16 protein-coding genes are annotated in these 15,153 nt (G+C 62.4%); 10 read left to right on the plus strand and 6 right to left on the minus strand.

All coding sequences use genetic code 11. The features are described from left to right. Nucleotides 1-188 precede the first annotated feature (188 nt). Nucleotides 189-728: an RNA 2',3'-cyclic phosphodiesterase gene (gene thpR, locus AC3WMV_RS08020; RefSeq protein ID WP_103367709.1), complete on the minus strand. Its 540-nt coding sequence runs from the start codon at nucleotides 726-728 to the stop codon at nucleotides 189-191. Nucleotides 729-833: 105 nt separating this feature from the next. Between thpR and AC3WMV_RS08025 the strand changes: the two genes are divergently transcribed. Beyond that, complete coding sequence (locus AC3WMV_RS08025) at nucleotides 834-1,028, plus strand: hypothetical protein (RefSeq protein ID WP_103367708.1); 195 nt, start codon at nucleotides 834-836, stop codon at nucleotides 1,026-1,028. A 251-nt stretch (nucleotides 1,029-1,279) separates the two neighbouring features. Here AC3WMV_RS08025 and AC3WMV_RS08030 read toward each other — a convergent pair whose 3' ends face one another. After that, nucleotides 1,280-1,633 carry a DUF1428 domain-containing protein gene (locus AC3WMV_RS08030; RefSeq protein WP_027611682.1) on the minus strand — a complete coding sequence of 118 codons (354 nt, stop codon included), beginning with the start codon at nucleotides 1,631-1,633 and terminating at the stop codon, nucleotides 1,280-1,282. Nucleotides 1,634-1,635: 2 nt separating this feature from the next. After that, nucleotides 1,636-2,715: a hypothetical protein gene (locus tag AC3WMV_RS08035; RefSeq protein ID WP_103367707.1), complete on the minus strand. Its 1,080-nt coding sequence runs from the start codon at nucleotides 2,713-2,715 to the stop codon at nucleotides 1,636-1,638. Between the two features lie 267 nt (nucleotides 2,716-2,982). On the opposite strand from AC3WMV_RS08035, the gene AC3WMV_RS08040 reads away from it, so the two are divergent. Further along, on the plus strand, nucleotides 2,983-3,255 hold the full coding sequence (locus AC3WMV_RS08040) for a hypothetical protein (protein WP_003226119.1): 273 nt from the start codon (nucleotides 2,983-2,985) through the stop codon (nucleotides 3,253-3,255). 45 nt (nucleotides 3,256-3,300) lie between these two features. On the opposite strand, the gene AC3WMV_RS08045 is transcribed toward AC3WMV_RS08040, so the two are convergent. Beyond that, complete coding sequence (locus AC3WMV_RS08045) at nucleotides 3,301-3,507, minus strand: hypothetical protein (RefSeq protein ID WP_103367706.1); 207 nt, start codon at nucleotides 3,505-3,507, stop codon at nucleotides 3,301-3,303. Between the two features lie 241 nt (nucleotides 3,508-3,748). Between AC3WMV_RS08045 and AC3WMV_RS08050 the strand changes: the two genes are divergently transcribed. The 4 genes from AC3WMV_RS08050 to paoC all read left to right on the plus strand — a co-directional run bounded on the left by AC3WMV_RS08050 (nucleotide 3,749) and on the right by paoC (nucleotide 9,551). Next, the gene (locus AC3WMV_RS08050) at nucleotides 3,749-5,503 is read left to right on the plus strand and encodes an L-lactate permease (RefSeq protein WP_103367705.1); all 1,755 of its coding nucleotides are present in this window, start codon (nucleotides 3,749-3,751) and stop codon (nucleotides 5,501-5,503) included. Between the two features lie 279 nt (nucleotides 5,504-5,782). After that, the gene (paoA, locus tag AC3WMV_RS08055; protein WP_103367704.1) at nucleotides 5,783-6,406 is read left to right on the plus strand and encodes an aldehyde dehydrogenase iron-sulfur subunit PaoA; all 624 of its coding nucleotides are present in this window, start codon (nucleotides 5,783-5,785) and stop codon (nucleotides 6,404-6,406) included. Further along, on the plus strand, nucleotides 6,403-7,359 hold the full coding sequence (locus AC3WMV_RS08060) for an FAD binding domain-containing protein (protein WP_103367703.1): 957 nt from the start codon (nucleotides 6,403-6,405) through the stop codon (nucleotides 7,357-7,359). Before paoA ends, AC3WMV_RS08060 begins: the two co-directional genes overlap by 4 nt. Continuing rightward, nucleotides 7,356-9,551, plus strand: coding sequence for an aldehyde oxidoreductase molybdenum-binding subunit PaoC (gene paoC, locus AC3WMV_RS08065; RefSeq protein ID WP_103367702.1), 2,196 nt, complete (start codon nucleotides 7,356-7,358; stop codon nucleotides 9,549-9,551). Before AC3WMV_RS08060 ends, paoC begins: the two co-directional genes overlap by 4 nt. Nucleotides 9,552-9,645: 94 nt before the next feature. On the opposite strand, the gene AC3WMV_RS08070 is transcribed toward paoC, so the two are convergent. Then, the gene (locus AC3WMV_RS08070; protein ID WP_103367701.1) at nucleotides 9,646-10,116 is read right to left on the minus strand and encodes a (R)-mandelonitrile lyase; all 471 of its coding nucleotides are present in this window, start codon (nucleotides 10,114-10,116) and stop codon (nucleotides 9,646-9,648) included. Between the two features lie 97 nt (nucleotides 10,117-10,213). On the opposite strand from AC3WMV_RS08070, the gene AC3WMV_RS08075 reads away from it, so the two are divergent. Beyond that, complete coding sequence (locus AC3WMV_RS08075; protein WP_103367700.1) at nucleotides 10,214-11,107, plus strand: LysR family transcriptional regulator; 894 nt, start codon at nucleotides 10,214-10,216, stop codon at nucleotides 11,105-11,107. A gap of 4 nt (nucleotides 11,108-11,111) precedes the next feature. Here AC3WMV_RS08075 and AC3WMV_RS08080 read toward each other — a convergent pair whose 3' ends face one another. Then, complete coding sequence (locus AC3WMV_RS08080; protein ID WP_178085229.1) at nucleotides 11,112-12,071, minus strand: aldo/keto reductase; 960 nt, start codon at nucleotides 12,069-12,071, stop codon at nucleotides 11,112-11,114. Between the two features lie 112 nt (nucleotides 12,072-12,183). Between AC3WMV_RS08080 and AC3WMV_RS08085 the strand changes: the two genes are divergently transcribed. The 3 genes from AC3WMV_RS08085 to AC3WMV_RS08095 all read left to right on the plus strand — a co-directional run bounded on the left by AC3WMV_RS08085 (nucleotide 12,184) and on the right by AC3WMV_RS08095 (nucleotide 15,126). Next, on the plus strand, nucleotides 12,184-12,957 hold the full coding sequence (locus AC3WMV_RS08085; protein WP_103367699.1) for an alpha/beta hydrolase: 774 nt from the start codon (nucleotides 12,184-12,186) through the stop codon (nucleotides 12,955-12,957). Between the two features lie 264 nt (nucleotides 12,958-13,221). Beyond that, a complete protein-coding gene (locus AC3WMV_RS08090; protein ID WP_103367698.1) occupies nucleotides 13,222-14,088 on the plus strand; it encodes a CAP domain-containing protein in 867 nt (288 codons plus the stop codon). Nucleotides 14,089-14,694: 606 nt separating this feature from the next. Further along, nucleotides 14,695-15,126: a nuclear transport factor 2 family protein gene (locus AC3WMV_RS08095; protein ID WP_103367697.1), complete on the plus strand. Its 432-nt coding sequence runs from the start codon at nucleotides 14,695-14,697 to the stop codon at nucleotides 15,124-15,126. The last annotated feature ends 27 nt before the right edge of the window (nucleotides 15,127-15,153 follow it).

Here is a 15,153-nt window from a genome sequence, read left to right on the forward strand (position 1 = left end):
AGTTAACCAAAATGCTGAATGTGCCGACGCCTTCGCGAGCAGGCTCGCTCCCACAGGGTCTGTGTCTGACTTTCGATTTCCCGTTCACGCAGCGCCTTACCACCGCTGCACCCTGCAATGAACGGCCTCACCTGGCTCCCTCGGCTCAGGTGAATTTCAGGCGCCCTCGGGCGCCTTTTTTTCTGCGCTCAATTCAGCGGCCAATCCTGCAGAATCCGGTAGCGGCCCTTGTGCGATTCGAACAAGGCAAAGCGCTCGGCGCGCAGGAAGAATTCCGGCGGCGTGGTGGATTCCGGCGCCTCTGTTCGATAGTCACGGGCCAGGGTCAGGTGCGGGCGAAACTCGCGTGGTGATTCTTCGAAGCCGAACGGCAGCATCTCCTGCTCCAGCGCATACACCAGACGCAACAGCGCCGCAGGCGCCTGTTCCGGCGCCAGAGACAGAATTCCGGCCCGATGCCAGACCTGCAGACGATCCAGCAAGATCTTCAATGGTTCACCCGGCGTGCGCACCTTGCCGGCGACCTCGCAGACTTCATTGATCTGCGCCAGCGGTACGGCACCGAGGAACAGCAGCGTCAGGTGAAAGTTATCCGCCGGCACCGCTTTGCCGGTGCGCAACCCCAGCTCGCCGCGCCACTGGGCAATGGCCTTGCGTTGCGGTGGCGGGCAGTCGAGGGCAAAAAACAGTCGCTTGAACGGTTCATCCCTGCGCGCATCATCGGTCATGGGCCAACTCCTTCGCTCGTCGATCAGCCGATTCTACACAGGCTCCTCTGACGACTGGCGACGCCCGGCTATAGTTCAAGGATTGCCATCGAACCGGAGGTCGCCATGCGCGAGATCCTCAGCAAAGAACCGTGGTGGGCCCGGCCACCCAGCCCAGGGCAGGATGAAAGCGAGCTGGAATGGGGCTGGCTGGTGCATTACAGCGAAGGTGAACCGCGTTTCGAATTCGTCCGCGAACGGCCCACGGAAGAGCAGATTCGCAACCGCAAAGGCTGCCGTATCACCCCCACTCCGGAGTGACCACCACCCCATGTGGGAGCGAGCCTGCTCGCGAAAGCGTCCGCACATTCAGCCTCACATTGCCTGACACGCCGCTTTCGCGAGCAAGCCCGCTCCCACACTGGATTTGTGGCGTGCCCATGATCGTCGCCATCCGCAAAACCCTGTGGGAGCGTGGCTTGCCCGCGAAGAGGCCGGCACATTTTGCAAACCCGCTGACTGACACACCGCCATCGCGAGCAGGCTCACTCCTACACGGAATCTGGTGAGTTTCAGGCTTCAAGAATGTTCTTGAAACCACCAAAGATCATCCGCTGTCCATCAAACCCCATGGGATTGACGTCCGGTTGCATGCGCGGGTCTTCCATCATCTTTGCCATACCGGCATCGCGGGTGGCTTTGTCGGGCCAGATCAGCCAGCCGGACGACACCGTCTCGCCGTCCTTGAGTTTTACCGCCATCGGGAATGACGTGACTTTGCCTTCCGGCACGTCATCGCCCCAGCACTGAACCACCTCCTTCGCTCCGTATTCCTTGAACAGTTTCGCGGCGATCTCACAGTGTTTTTTGTACTGTTCGCGATTGGCATTCGGCACGGGTGCTACAAAAATATCGATGTAAGCCATGATCACTCTCCTTGCACGTTGGGTTCGATCTGCCGGGTAGTCGATTGCGGCGGTTGCCATTCGACACGATTCACGCCCTGCCCGACCGACGGTTGTTCGCCCCCGCCAAGGCTGCCCTCGACCTGCCCGGCGATATGCAGGGTTCCGGCCATGACCCCGGTGGTCGGGTTCTGCAGCAGTTTCGCCCAGGCCTTGTCGAACGTGCTGCCCAGGCTGCTGCGAATCAGCGCTTCGCTGTCGGGCCGGTCGTTGGCCTGGATGATCGCGCGGATGCCCGCCACGCCGATCGAGATCACCCCGCCGACCAACTTGCCCGCCGCAGCCGCCACCGCACTGGCCGCACCGCGCGGAGCCATTTCCGCCTCCATCCGCTGGCTGGCGCGTTTGGCCACGGGGGCCATGCCGGCGTCGGTCGAAGCGATGCCCTTGCTGCCGCCTTCGGTGTGGATCTTGTCGATCAACGCGGCATACGCCGGCAAGGTGTTCAGCGGCTCGGTGCTGATGACCTGATAGAGCGACGCATCCCGCGCCGGCGGCGGCCCGAGGGCAATCGCCGGGACCTTCTGCAGACGCCCGTTGAGCTGGGCCACCGGCACGCCGTAGCGCTGGGCGATGAGCGGCATCTGCCGGGCCATCAGTTGCGCGTAGAACGCCGTGGCCTGCCCGAGGATCGCGTCCGGATCAATCTCCACCGCCACCGGTTCCAGCACCCTTTCCTGATATTGCTCAAGCAGATAGCTCGCCAGGCGCTTGGCCGAAGCGTCCTGTTCGCCGCCGGCACTGATGGTGTACCAACTGACCTTCATTGACAGCCATTCCTGGGTCCAGTAGCTGCTGAACCACGGAATGAAATTTTCTTCAGTTTGCTGATAGACGCGAGTGCGCCAATGTTCCATCGAACCCCGGGCAAATACTTTGACTTGCTCGGTGGATTGCTGCGAGGCGCTGACGATGTCGCGATCGATCTGCTGCCAGGTCGCCGGGGACACCACCACCGCTCGCGGCGCCACCGGGGCCCGCGCCGAGGAGGCACAGCCAGCCAGCAGACACAGTGCGGCGACGACCAGCGCACGCAGGTTCACGGTGGTGGAGTCCTTGAATGGAGGAAAACAGATTTGAGTATAGGTGCGGGTATTGGGCCATTTGTCGGTTGTGGCCAGGCTGGCCCCATCGCGAGCAGGCTCGCTCCCACAGGGGAACGCATTTCAAGGTGGGAGCAAACCCACTCCTACTGGGGAGAACATCAACCATCAACGCCGTCGATATTCACCATCGCCACGATTGCCTTCCGCCCGCCGCCCGGCGAAGGCACGATTCACCCATCCGAGACGCAACGAGGAGTACCCATCATGATTCGCACCATCACCCTCTCCGTGAGCTTCCCGGTGTTCGGCAGCAACTACTACGACCAGCAAGTCGTCTCGCGCAAGACCCAGGCGCTGCTGTTCAACGAAGATTTCGATGATGTGCTGATGCCCGCCGCGAGCAATCATTTCAGCAATGAAGTGGTCGGCATCAACGATCAGTTCCGCTTTCTGAGCGACATACTCGCCACCCATTTGCTGGATCTCGAGGCCACCGCGCCTGCGCATTCCAGCGTCCGGGCGAGCGCTCATTTTTAATCGCCGAGGGCGTTCCCGTCGCGGGAACGCCCTTTTGATTTCTACTCAGTCATCGTCGCGATCACGATAGTAACGACGCCCGTCGCGACTACCATCGTCGCGGTCATCCCAACGCCGGTCATGGTCGTAATAGCGACCGTGATCACGGTCGTAATGTCGTCCGTGGCGATGATCATCATCAAAGTCCGCCACACAGCCAGCCAGCAAAACAGCAGCGGATATCGTCAACAGCAAGGTTGTTGCACGCTTCATTCAAACTTCCCTAACACCAAAGTCTTGACCACGGAACGGCTGTCACTGCCCGCGCCTTCAGGACGCAGTGCGCGCAGCCGCTGATACGACCGGACAAAAGGACTTTGATTCACTGCCCGACCACGACCGTTGATCGGCCCGCCGCCAGCATCCGGGCAGCGGCGAAATGCCACCTATACTGCTGCTTAGCGACTCCCACGCAACGGATCTGCGCCTCGATAACAACAAGCAGAGGTGGACCATGGTCTGGCAGCAAATTTACGACCCGTTCGGCAACCCGTTGATCTCCACGCTCATGGCTGCTGTGCCGGTGGTGGTGATGCTCGCGGCGCTGGCGTTCTTTCACGTCAAGGCGCATCTGGCCGCTCTGTTGGCGTTGGCGTCGGCCCTGCTCATCTCGATCTTCGCCTTCGGCATGCCGGCGAGCATGGCCGGTTCGGCGGCGCTGTTCGGTGCGGCCAATGGCTTGCTGCCGATCGGCTGGATCGTGCTCAACATCATCTTTCTGCATCGCCTGACCACCGAGAACGGCTCATTCAAAGTGCTGCAGGATTCCCTGGCGCGAATCACCGATGACCGGCGTTTGCAGTTGCTGCTGATCGCGTTCTGCTTCGGCGCGTTTTTCGAAGGCGCGGCCGGGTTCGGCACGCCGGTGGCGGTGACCGGGGCGATTCTGATCGGCCTCGGTTTTTCGCCGTTGGCCGCCTCGGGGCTGGCGCTGATTGCCAACACCGCACCGGTGGCGTTCGGCGCCCTCGGCACGCCGATCATCACCTTGGCCAAGGTCACCGGGCTGGACGAGATGGAGCTGTCGATGATGGTCGGTCGGCAGCTGCCGTTTTTCTCGGTGCTGGTACCGTTCTGGCTGATCTGGGCGTTTGCCGGGTGGCGCAAGATGCTGGAGATCTGGCCGGCGATTCTGGTGGCCGGGGTCAGCTTCGCGGTGCCGCAGTTCCTCGTGTCGAACTACCACGGGCCGATGCTGGTGGACGTGATCGCCGCGCTGATTTCCATGGCCTGCCTGACCCTGTTTCTGCGGGTCTGGAAACCGGCGACGGTGTACACCTCGGCCGCCCTGTCCGGGCGGGTCGACAACTCCCGGGTCGAGGAAGAAAAAGTCACCGCCAGCGGCGCCTTCAGCGATCAGGCGCGCCCGGCGGTGATGCGTGCGTGGATGCCGTGGATCATCCTCACGGTGTTCGTGTTTGCCTGGGGCACCCAGGGCTTCAAGAACATCTTCGACGTGCGCCCGGCGCTGGATCCGGTAACCCATTCGGTGAAACTTGATGCGCAAGGCAAACCGCTGAATGAGGCCAATCCGATTTTCTCGCCGGCGCTGACCTTTACCACCCTGCACCTGCAAGTGCAGAAAGTCCCACCGGTGGTGCCGGCGCCGAAAGCCGAAGAGGCGATCTACAAGTTCACCTGGTTCACTGCCACCGGCAGCGGCATCCTGCTGGCGGCGATTGTCGGCGGGCTGCTGATGGGCTATTCGATCCCGCAACTGATCAAGCAATACCTGCGCACGTTGTGGGTGGTGCGGTTTTCGCTGATCACCATTGCCGCGATGCTGGCGCTGGGATTTCTCACGCGTTATTCCGGACTGGACGCCACCATGGGTCTGGCGTTTGCCGCGACCGGGGTGTTCTACCCGATGTTCGGCACTCTGCTCGGCTGGCTCGGCGTCGCGTTGACCGGTTCGGACACGGCCTCGAACGTGCTGTTCGGCGGACTGCAACGGGTGACCTCGGAACAGCTCGGCATCAGCCCGGTACTGATGGCCGCAGCCAACAGTTCCGGCGGGGTGATGGGCAAAATGGTCGATGCGCAATCGATCGTGGTCGCCTCCACCGCCACCCGCTGGTATGGGCATGAGGGCGAGATTCTGCGCTACGTGTTCTTCCACTCGATCGTGCTGGCCATCCTGGTGGGCGGGCTGGTGACATTGCAGGCGTATGTGGCGCCGTTTACGCACATGGTGGTTGGCGGGCATTGATCACAAACTCTGTGGGAGCGGGCTTGCCCGCGATGGCGGTGTGTCATTTAAGCGAAAGGCTGACTGACACGACCTCATCGCTGGCAAGCCAGCTCCCACAAGGTTAAGCATTGCCCAGCCAATTGATGAGCCATGCGCATAACTCTATAGCGCAAATCCGCAAAAACCTTTTCCCCTCCGCGCAGGTCATTCCAAGAACGAGACCGGTAAACATGCCGGCGCGCCCGTTTGGGCCCTTCAATCCCTGCCGTCCTGATTAAGCCAGAGAGGAATCGAAGCATGACGATTTCCCGACGAAGATTCCTGATCCTCGGCGCGGTGACCGCCACCGCGTTTGCAATGCCCCCCTTCATTAGCCTCAAGGCCTACGCGGCCAGTCTGGAGCAACCCGCCATGGCCAAACTGACGATCAACGTCAACGGTAAACCCCAAGCCCTTGAGGTGGACAACCGCACCACCCTGCTCGACGCCCTGCGCGAGCACCTGCACCTGACCGGCAGCAAAAAAGGCTGCGACCACGGCCAGTGCGGTGCCTGCACCGTCATCGCCGACGGCCGCCGGATCAACTCCTGCCTGACGCTTGCGGTGATGCATGAAGGCAGCGAGATCACCACCATCGAAGGCCTGGGCATGCCCGACAACCTGCACCCGATGCAGGCCGCGTTCATCAAGCATGACGGCTACCAGTGCGGCTATTGCACGCCGGGGCAGATCTGTTCGGCGGTGGCGGTGCTAAAGGAAATCCGCGAGGGCATTCCCAGCCACGCCAGCCCGAGCCTGACCGAAGCGCCGCAACTGATCGCCAGCGAATTCCAGGAACGCATGAGCGGCAACATCTGCCGCTGCGGCGCCTACTCGAACATCATCGAAGCCATCACTGAAGTCGCGCAGGTGCCAGCATGAGACCGTTCAATTACAGCCGCGCCGACTCCCCTGCCGCAGCCGCAGCGCTGGCGGCACAGGTCGAAGGCGCGAAGTTCATCGCCGGTGGCACCAACCTGCTGGACCTGATGAAACTCGACATCGAAACCCCGCTGCACCTGATCGACGTCAACCACCTGGGCCTCGATCAGATCGAAGCCACGCCTGAAGGCGGATTGCGCATCGGCGCGCTGGTGCGCAACACCGACCTGGCCGCTGACAGCCGCGTGCGCAAAGACTACGGACTGCTTTCCCGCGCCCTGCTCGCCGGTGCCTCGGGCCAGTTACGCAACATGGCGAGCACCGCCGGCAACCTGCTGCAACGCACCCGCTGCCCGTACTTCTACGACGTCAATCAGGCCTGCAACAAACGCCAGCCCGGCAGTGGCTGCGCGGCGATTGGCGGGGTCAGTCGGCAATTGGGGCTGATCGGCGTCAGCGACGCCTGCATCGCGACTCACCCGAGTGACATGGCGATTGCCATGCGCGCCCTCGATGCGCAGGTTGAAACGGTGAAGCCGGACGGCAGCACCCGCAGCATCGCCATCGCCGATTTCCATCAACTGCCGGGCGACACGCCGAACATCGAAACCAGCCTCACAGCAGGCGAGTTCATTACCGCAGTGACCCTGCCGGCGCCGGTCGGCGGCACGCACATCTATCACAAGGTGCGCGATCGCTCGTCGTACGCTTTCGCGCTGGTATCGGTCGGTCTGATCCTGCAAAAGGACGGCAGCGGCCGTGTGGCGGTCGGCGGTATTGCGCCGAAACCGTGGCGGGTCGAAGACGCCGACGCGTTGCTGCCCAAAGGCGCAAAAGCCGTCAGCGAACGCTTGCTCGACGGTGCCACGCCAACCCACGACAACCAATTCAAACTGACCCTGGTCGAGCGCACGCTCGGCTCGGTGTTGGCGCAAGCGAGGGATGAAGCATGAAGTTCGACACGCCCGCCACCACCAACCCGATTGACCAGCTCAAGGTCGTCGGCAAACCCACCGACCGCATTGAAGGCCCGCTGAAAACCAGCGGACAGGCGCCCTATGCCTACGAGCAGCACGAGGCCGTGGCGAATCAGGCCTACGGCTTCATGGTCGGCTCGGCCATCGCCAAGGGCCGCATCAGCCACATCGATCTCGACGCCGCCGAAGCCGCGCCCGGCGTGCTGGCGATCGTCACCGCCGCCAATGCCGTCAAGCTCGGCAAAGGCCAATACAACGCGGCACCGCTGCTCGCCGGGCCCGAGGTGCAGCACTATCACCAGGCCGTGGCGCTGGTGGTCGCCGAGACCTTCGAACAGGCCCGCGCCGCAGCGCAACTGGTCAAGGTCGATTACGTCGCGGCCAAAGGCGAGTTCGAGCTGGCCAACGTGCGCGACCAGGGTGTCGAAGACGACGAATTGCCCGACGTCACTCACGGCGATTTCGACAAGGCCTTCGCCGCCGCGCCGGTGCAGTTCGACCAGACCTACACCACTCCAGATCAGTCCCACGCGATGATGGAGCCGCACGCGACCCTGGCCGCGTGGAAAGGTGATCATCTGACTTTGTGGACCTCCAATCAGATGATCGCCTGGAGCGTCGGCGACGTCGCCACTACCCTTGGCCTGCCCAAGGAGAACGTGCGCCTGATCTCGCCATACATTGGCGGCGGCTTCGGCGGCAAACTGTTCATTCGTGCCGACGCGATCCTCGCCGCCCTCGGTGCGCGCCTGGCCAACCGCCCGGTGAAAGTCGCCCTCGCCCGCCCGCAAATGGCCAACAACACCACCCACCGCCCGGCCACGATCCAGCGCATTCGGATGGGCGCGACGGCGGACGGCAAGCTCAGCGCCATCGCTCACGAAGGCTGGTCGGGCAACCTCAAGGACGGCAAGGTCGAAGTCGCCGCGCAGCCGAGCCAGTTGCTTTATGCCGGGGAACACCGCCGGGTGACCATGCGCCGGGCGCCGCTGGATCTGCCCGAAGGCAATTCCATGCGCGCGCCGGGTGAAGCGCCGGGGCTGATGGCGCTGGAGATCGCCATGGACGAAATGGCCGAGCAGCTCAAGCTCGACCCGGTGCAGTTCCGCATCCTCAATGACACCCAGGTCGATCCGGTGAAAACCGAGCGTCCGTTCTCCCAGCGACGGCTGATCGAATGCCTGCAGACCGGCGCCGAGAAATTCGGCTGGAACCAGCGCAACGCCACACCCGGTAGTCGTCGCGAAGGCCGCTGGCTGATCGGCATGGGCGTCGCCGCCGCGTTTCGCAACAACCTGCTGCTGAAGTCCGGCGCCCGGGTGCGGCTGGAGCGCGACGGCAAGGTCACGGTGGAAACCGACATGACCGACATCGGCACCGGCAGCTACACCATCATCGCCCAGACCGCGGCCGAGATGATGGGCGTGGACCTGGCGGATGTCAGCGTGCATCTGGGGGATTCGACTTTCCCGGTATCGTCCGGCTCCGGTGGCCAGTTCGGCGGCAACTGCTCGACTGCCGGGGTGTATGCCGCGTGCATGAAACTGCGTGAAGCGGTGGCGACGAAGCTGGGCATGAGCGGTAGTGACGTCGAGTTTGCTGACGGTCAGGTGCGCGCCGGCGGCAAGACCCTGCCGCTGCGTGATGCGGCAAAAGATGGCGTGGTCGAGGCCGAGGACAGCATCGAGTTCGCCGACCTCGCCAAGCAGTATCAGCAATCGACTTTCGGCGCGCATTTCGTGGAGGTTGCGGTGGATGCAGCGACCGGCGAAGTCCGCGTGCGGCGCATGCTGGCGGTGTGCGCAGCAGGTCGGATTCTCAACCCGAAAGCCGCGCGCAGCCAAGTGATCGGCGCGATGACCATGGGCGTCGGCGCGGCATTGATGGAAGAGCTGGCGGTGGACAAGCGGCTGGGCTTTTTCGTCAATCACGATCTGGCCGGATACGAGGTGCCGGTGCATGCCGACATCCCGCATCAGGAGGTGATTTTCCTCGATGAGACCGATCCGATTTCATCGCCGATGAAAGCCAAGGGTGTGGGGGAACTGGGGATTTGCGGCGTGAGCGCGGCGGTAGCGAATGCGATCTACAACGCCACCGGGGCGCGGGTGCGTGAGTATCCGATTACGCTGGACAAGATTCTCTCTTCCTTGCCAGAGATGATCTGACTCCCTGTAGGAGCTGCCGCAGGCTGCGATCTTTTGATCTGTTTTTTGAAGATCAAGATCAAAAGATCGCAGCCTGCGGCAGCTCCTACAGAGATCAGTTCGGGTACTGTGCCGCACTCACCTGCTCCATCCACTCCACCACTTCACCGTCCAGCACTTCGGCAATCGCAATGTGCGTCATCGCTGTGGTCGGCGCGGCGCCATGCCAGTGCTTCACCTGCGGCGCGATCCACACCGTATCGCCGGGACGGATCTGTCGAACCGGCTGACCCCACTCTTGAACAAAACCTGAACCGGCGGTGACGATCAACGTCTGACCCAACGGATGGGTATGCCACGCCGTGCGTGCGCCGGGTTCGAAGGTCACCGTGGCGCCGCTGACACGCGCGGCATCGCTGCCCTTGAACGGCGCGTCAACACGCACAGTGCCGGTGAACCAGTCTGCCGGGCCTTGGGCCGAGGGTTGCGAGCCGTTGGGGGTGACAGTGACACGCGGGGATTCGTTGGCCTGGGCCTCACCCGCAAGTAAGGACAGGGTCAGTGCAGAAGCGGCAATCGGGTTCATGGCGATGGTCTCCGGTGATCAATAGCCGCACTTTACCGAGCCGTACTCTTCAGATAATCGACTAGAATTCGAAAAAACTTATGCAGGACACTCATCAATGCTTCGAGAAAACGCCAGTGACCTGCTCGCCTTCCTCGCCGTGGCCCGCGAGCGCAGTTTCACCAAAGCCGCGGCCAGACTCGGCGTCTCGCAATCGGCGCTCAGCCATACCATCCGCGCCCTTGAGGCGCGTCTGGGCCTGCGCCTGCTGACCCGCACCACGCGCAGCGTCTCACCCACCGAGGCCGGCGAACATTTGCTGCAGACCATCGGCCCGCGCTTCGAAGAGATCGAACAGGAACTGGCGGCCCTGAGCAACCTGCGCGAAACCCCGGCCGGCCGGATCCGCATCAGCGCCACCGACCATTCGCTGAACTGGCTGCTGCGCCCGGTGCTCAAGGAATTCCTGCCGCAGTACCCGGATATCGCCGTCGAGGTGATCTGCGATTACGGTTTCGTCGACATCGCCGGACAAGGCTTCGACGCCGGCATTCGGCTGGGCGAAGACGTGGCCCAAGGCATGATCGCCACCCGCATCGGCCCCGACATGCGCATGGCGGTGGTCGGCTCGCCGGCCTATTTCGCCAACCGTACACACCCGCAAACGCCAAGAGACTTGACTGACCACGCCTGCAACAACTTGCGCCTGCCCACCAACGGCGGGCTGTACACCTGGGAGTTCGAAAAGGGTGACGAAAGCCTCAAGGTACGAGTGTCCGGGCAAGTCACGCTGAATGGCGTCTACCCGCTACTCGACGCCGCAGTCGACGGTTTCGGCCTCAGCTACATTCCGGAAAATATCGTCGCGCCGCATCTGGCCGACGGGCGTCTGGTGCAAGTGCTGGCAGACTGGTGCCCGACGTTTGCCGGTTACCACCTGTACTACCCGAGCCGACGGCAGGCGGCGCCGGCGTTCGCGTTGTTGGTGGAGGCGTTACGGTATCGCGGTTGACCGCCTACCCCAGCAGCGCAATCAACTGGTGCCGCTGCGCATCGGTGAGCATCGGCCCGAACCCGGCACCAGCGTTGTCGGCCATATAGCGCGGATTGCCGGTGCCGGGAATCACACAGGTCACCGCCGGGTGCGACAGCAGGAACTTCAACGCCAGTTGCGGCCAGCTGTCGACCTGCACGTCCGAGACCCAGGCCGGCAACGGCTTGACCTTGAGACGGGCGAGCAACCCGCCGCCGCCAAAAGGCCGATTGCAGATCACCGCCACCCCGCGTTCACGGCACAGCGGCAGAATGCGTTTCTCCACGCCACGGTCATCGAGGGCGTAGTTGATTTGCAAAAAATCCAGTTGTTCGGCCTTGAGCACTGCTTCGACTTCATCGTAGGCCGACGGCGTGTAATGGGTGATGCCGATGTAGCGAATGCGCCCCTGTTCTTTCCATTCCCGCAGAATTGGCAGATGGCTCTGCCAGTCCAGCAGATTGTGGATCTGCATCAGGTCGATGCGTTCGGTGCGCAGCAGACGGAAGGATTCCTCCATCTGCGCGATACCTTCCTTGCGCCCTCGGGTCCAGACCTTGGTCGCCAGAAACGCGGGTGAACGCGGTTCGTGAATCGATAGCAGCTCGCCAGTAGTTTGCTCGGCGCGGCCATACATCGGCGAGCTGTCGATCAACGTGCCACCCTTTTTGAACAGCTCGTCGAGCACTGCTGGCAATAGCTTATAAGCCGGATCGCCGGGAGCAACGTCAAAGCCGCGATAAGTGCCCACGCCCACTATGGGCAACAGCTCGGAGCTGGAAGGGATGGCGCGGGTCTGCATGGTCTGGTCTCCTGCCTGGCTCGGCGAAGTGGCAGTCGGTGTGATGGCAGTGGCCAACGCCCGGTCAAAGGTCAGGACCGCCGAAACCCCGGCAGCCAGCGTGAGCAAGCGGCGCCGGGAACAACCCTCAGTGTGGCTCATGCGGGTTCCTCTGCTGCGTGAATCTGTTGCACCTTGTATGCGACAGCGGCCGGCCCGATTCACTGGACTACACTGCGACTGCGAACACCCGCGCCCCGTTAAAGTTAGTCGAATGTCCAGAAAACTGATGTCACTCGTCGCCTTGCTCATCGCCCTCTACCTGTTGCTGTGCGGGGCGCTGTTCATTTTTCAGCGCTCGCTGATCTATTTCCCCCAGCCTGACAACGCCGTGACTACGGAAGATTCGCGGCTGAAACTGGCGATGCCGGAGGCCGATGTGTGGGTGACCACGCGCGCGCATGCCGGGCCAAAAGCGCTGATCTACTTTGGCGGCAATGCCGAAGATGTGTCGCGCAATCTGCCGTCGTTCAGCGAGGCTTTTCCCGACTACGCGGTGTTTTTGCTGAACTACCGGGGCTTCGGTGGCAGCGGCGGCTCACCTTCGGAAGAAGCGATTGCCGAAGATGCGCTGGCGCTGTTTGATCAGGTGTACGCCAGCCATCCGCAGATTGCCGTGATCGGCCGCAGCCTGGGATCGGGGGTGGCGGTGCGGCTGGCGAGTCAGCGTCCGGCGACCAGATTGATTCTGGTGACGCCGTACAACAGCCTCGAAGAAATTGCCGTCCGCCAATACCCGTGGTTTCCGGTCAAATGGTTGCTCAAGGATCGCTTCGAGTCGGGCCGCTATGCCGCGCACATTCGCGTGCCGACGTTGCTGTTGGCGGCCAGCGATGACGAAGTGATTCCACGAGACAGCACGCAGCGGCTGCTGACGCATTTCCCCAAAGGCGTGGCGACGCTGCGCGTGGTGCCGGATTCGGGGCACAACTCGATTTCCGAGCGGGTGCAGTATCTGCAGTGGATGCAGGAAGTGCTTGATCGCTGATAGCCGATTATTGCGTTGGCTGAACTGGCCCCTTCGCGAGCAGGCTCGCTCCCACCTTGATAATGCAATCCCCTGTGGGAGCGGGCTTGCTCGCGAAGGCGCCAGTGCGAACAACACAAAATCCAAGGATCGCCCTCCCCTTCATCACCCACCAAAAAAGCCAGATGGCCAGCATGAACCAAGTGCAAAAAGCCCAGTCCTAGTGGCGCCGTATTCCGCGGCTGCCCACTTCAGCACTGTCCTTTTCCCTGAGTCTGCCGTCCCATGCGCCATGTCGTTCGCTCATCACGCTTCGTTTCGCTGTGCCTGCTGATCCTTGCCCCATTGTTCACCGAGACCACCCACGCCAGCGAGGAGCGGCAGCTGGTGGCCGCGATCAACGACTACCGCGCCCATCCGCAACGCTGCGACCGCCGCCCGGCCCAGCGCCTGGCGCCACTGTCGCTGAAATCGAATCTGGCGCTGCCGATCGGCTATGGCTACGGCGGTGGCTTGCGCGAGAGATTGAAATCTTCGGGGTATTCGTCGGTGGCGGTACGCAGTATCCGCATCATTGGGGCCGGGGATGCCGAGGAAGCCTTCGAACAGCTGCAAGACAGCCACTGCAGCGCACTGCTCGACGCTCAGTACGCCGACATCGGCGTCAGCCGCTCCCGTGGTGAATGGCAAGTGGTGCTGGCGCAACCGGTGCTCGACGGTCGTGTCGGCGACAACCGCAGCGTCGGCAAGGCCTTGCTTGCGCAGGTCAACGCCGCCCGGGCGCGACCACGGATGTGCGGGCGCCAACGCTTCGCCGCCGCCCGCCCCCTGAGCTGGAACGCCGCGCTGGGCGCCGCCGCACAAGGCCACAGCAAAGCAATGGCCTACGGCAACTATTTCGCCCACCGCGACCCGGACGGCGACCTGCCGGCAGATCGCGCCCGGGCGGCGGGTTATCGGGGACGGCAGATAGGCGAAAACATCGCCGCCGGCCAGAGTTCACCGGGCAAGGCGATGGCCGGATGGCTGGCCAGCCCCGGCCATTGCGCCAACCTGATGAACCCGATGTTCACTCAGGTCGGGGCCGGGTTCGCCAGTGAGGCGCGCAGTGATGAGGGGGTTTACTGGACGATGGTGTTTGGCGCGCCTTGATTCGCTTGAGAGCTTTTCAGTGACGCTACTGGCCTCTTCGCGAGCAAGCCCGCTCCCACACTGGATCTGTGTTGTTCACAAATCCATGTGGGAGCGGGCTTGCTCGTAGAGGCTGGTACAGACACCCTCAATCGCTTGCGCCGCCTCCCGGTTCAGTCCAGTTCGGTGTGATGCGAGAAGTTACAGCGCAGTAGAAACAGTTGCGCCCTTCGATAAAAAAGGGCGCTGGAGTCTGGAGTAAAACGACCGGGGTTCAGACCGGAGAAATCGTCGCAAGCATTCCGATCAGAATGGTCAACGTCAGAAACCCACCGAGGAAAATCGCCATCTTGTTCATGCTGCTCTCCTTAATGTTGAGCTTGCGGTGCACCGGGCGCTTCGGGATGAAGGGCTGCCGCGGGTGACCGAATTGCCGGGCTATTCTGAGCGCCTGACTGAGCCGGTTACAGAGGCAGATCCAACAGAAAAATACGGATCAGATGCCCATCTGATCCGCTCCGGACATGATCTGGTATTCAGATCGGCACACAACGGTTCGTGATCCGCCGCTTTGAACTAGAGTGATTGCCGTCGCGCGAAGAACAATAACAATCCCAGGAGTGGTCAATGTCCGAACTGAACCTGCACCCCAACGCCGCCGAATCCCTAAAGCACTGGCACGAGATGATCCGCACCGGCAATCTCAAGGCCTTGCCCGAACTGCTCGACCCGAACGCGGTATTCCGCTCGCCCATGGCCCACTCGCCTTACCCCGGCGCCCCAGTGGTGACGATGATCCTCAACACCGTGTTCGACGTGTTTGAAGATTTCAAATATCACCGCGAACTGGTGACGGCCGATGGCTTGAATGTGGTTTTGGAGTTCAGCGCCAAGGTCGGGACCAAGGAGTTGAAGGGGATCGACATGATTCGCTTTGATGAGAGCGGGAAGATTGTCGAGTTCGAGGTGATGGTGCGGCCGTTGAGCGGGTTGCAGGCTCTCGGCGAAGAGATGGGGCGGCGGCTTGGTGCGTATCTGGCAAGCGCGAAACCAAAGTAGGATCAGGCGCCACAAAAAAAGCCCACT

This window comes from Pseudomonas sp. FW305-3-2-15-E-TSA4 (assembly GCF_058787295.1).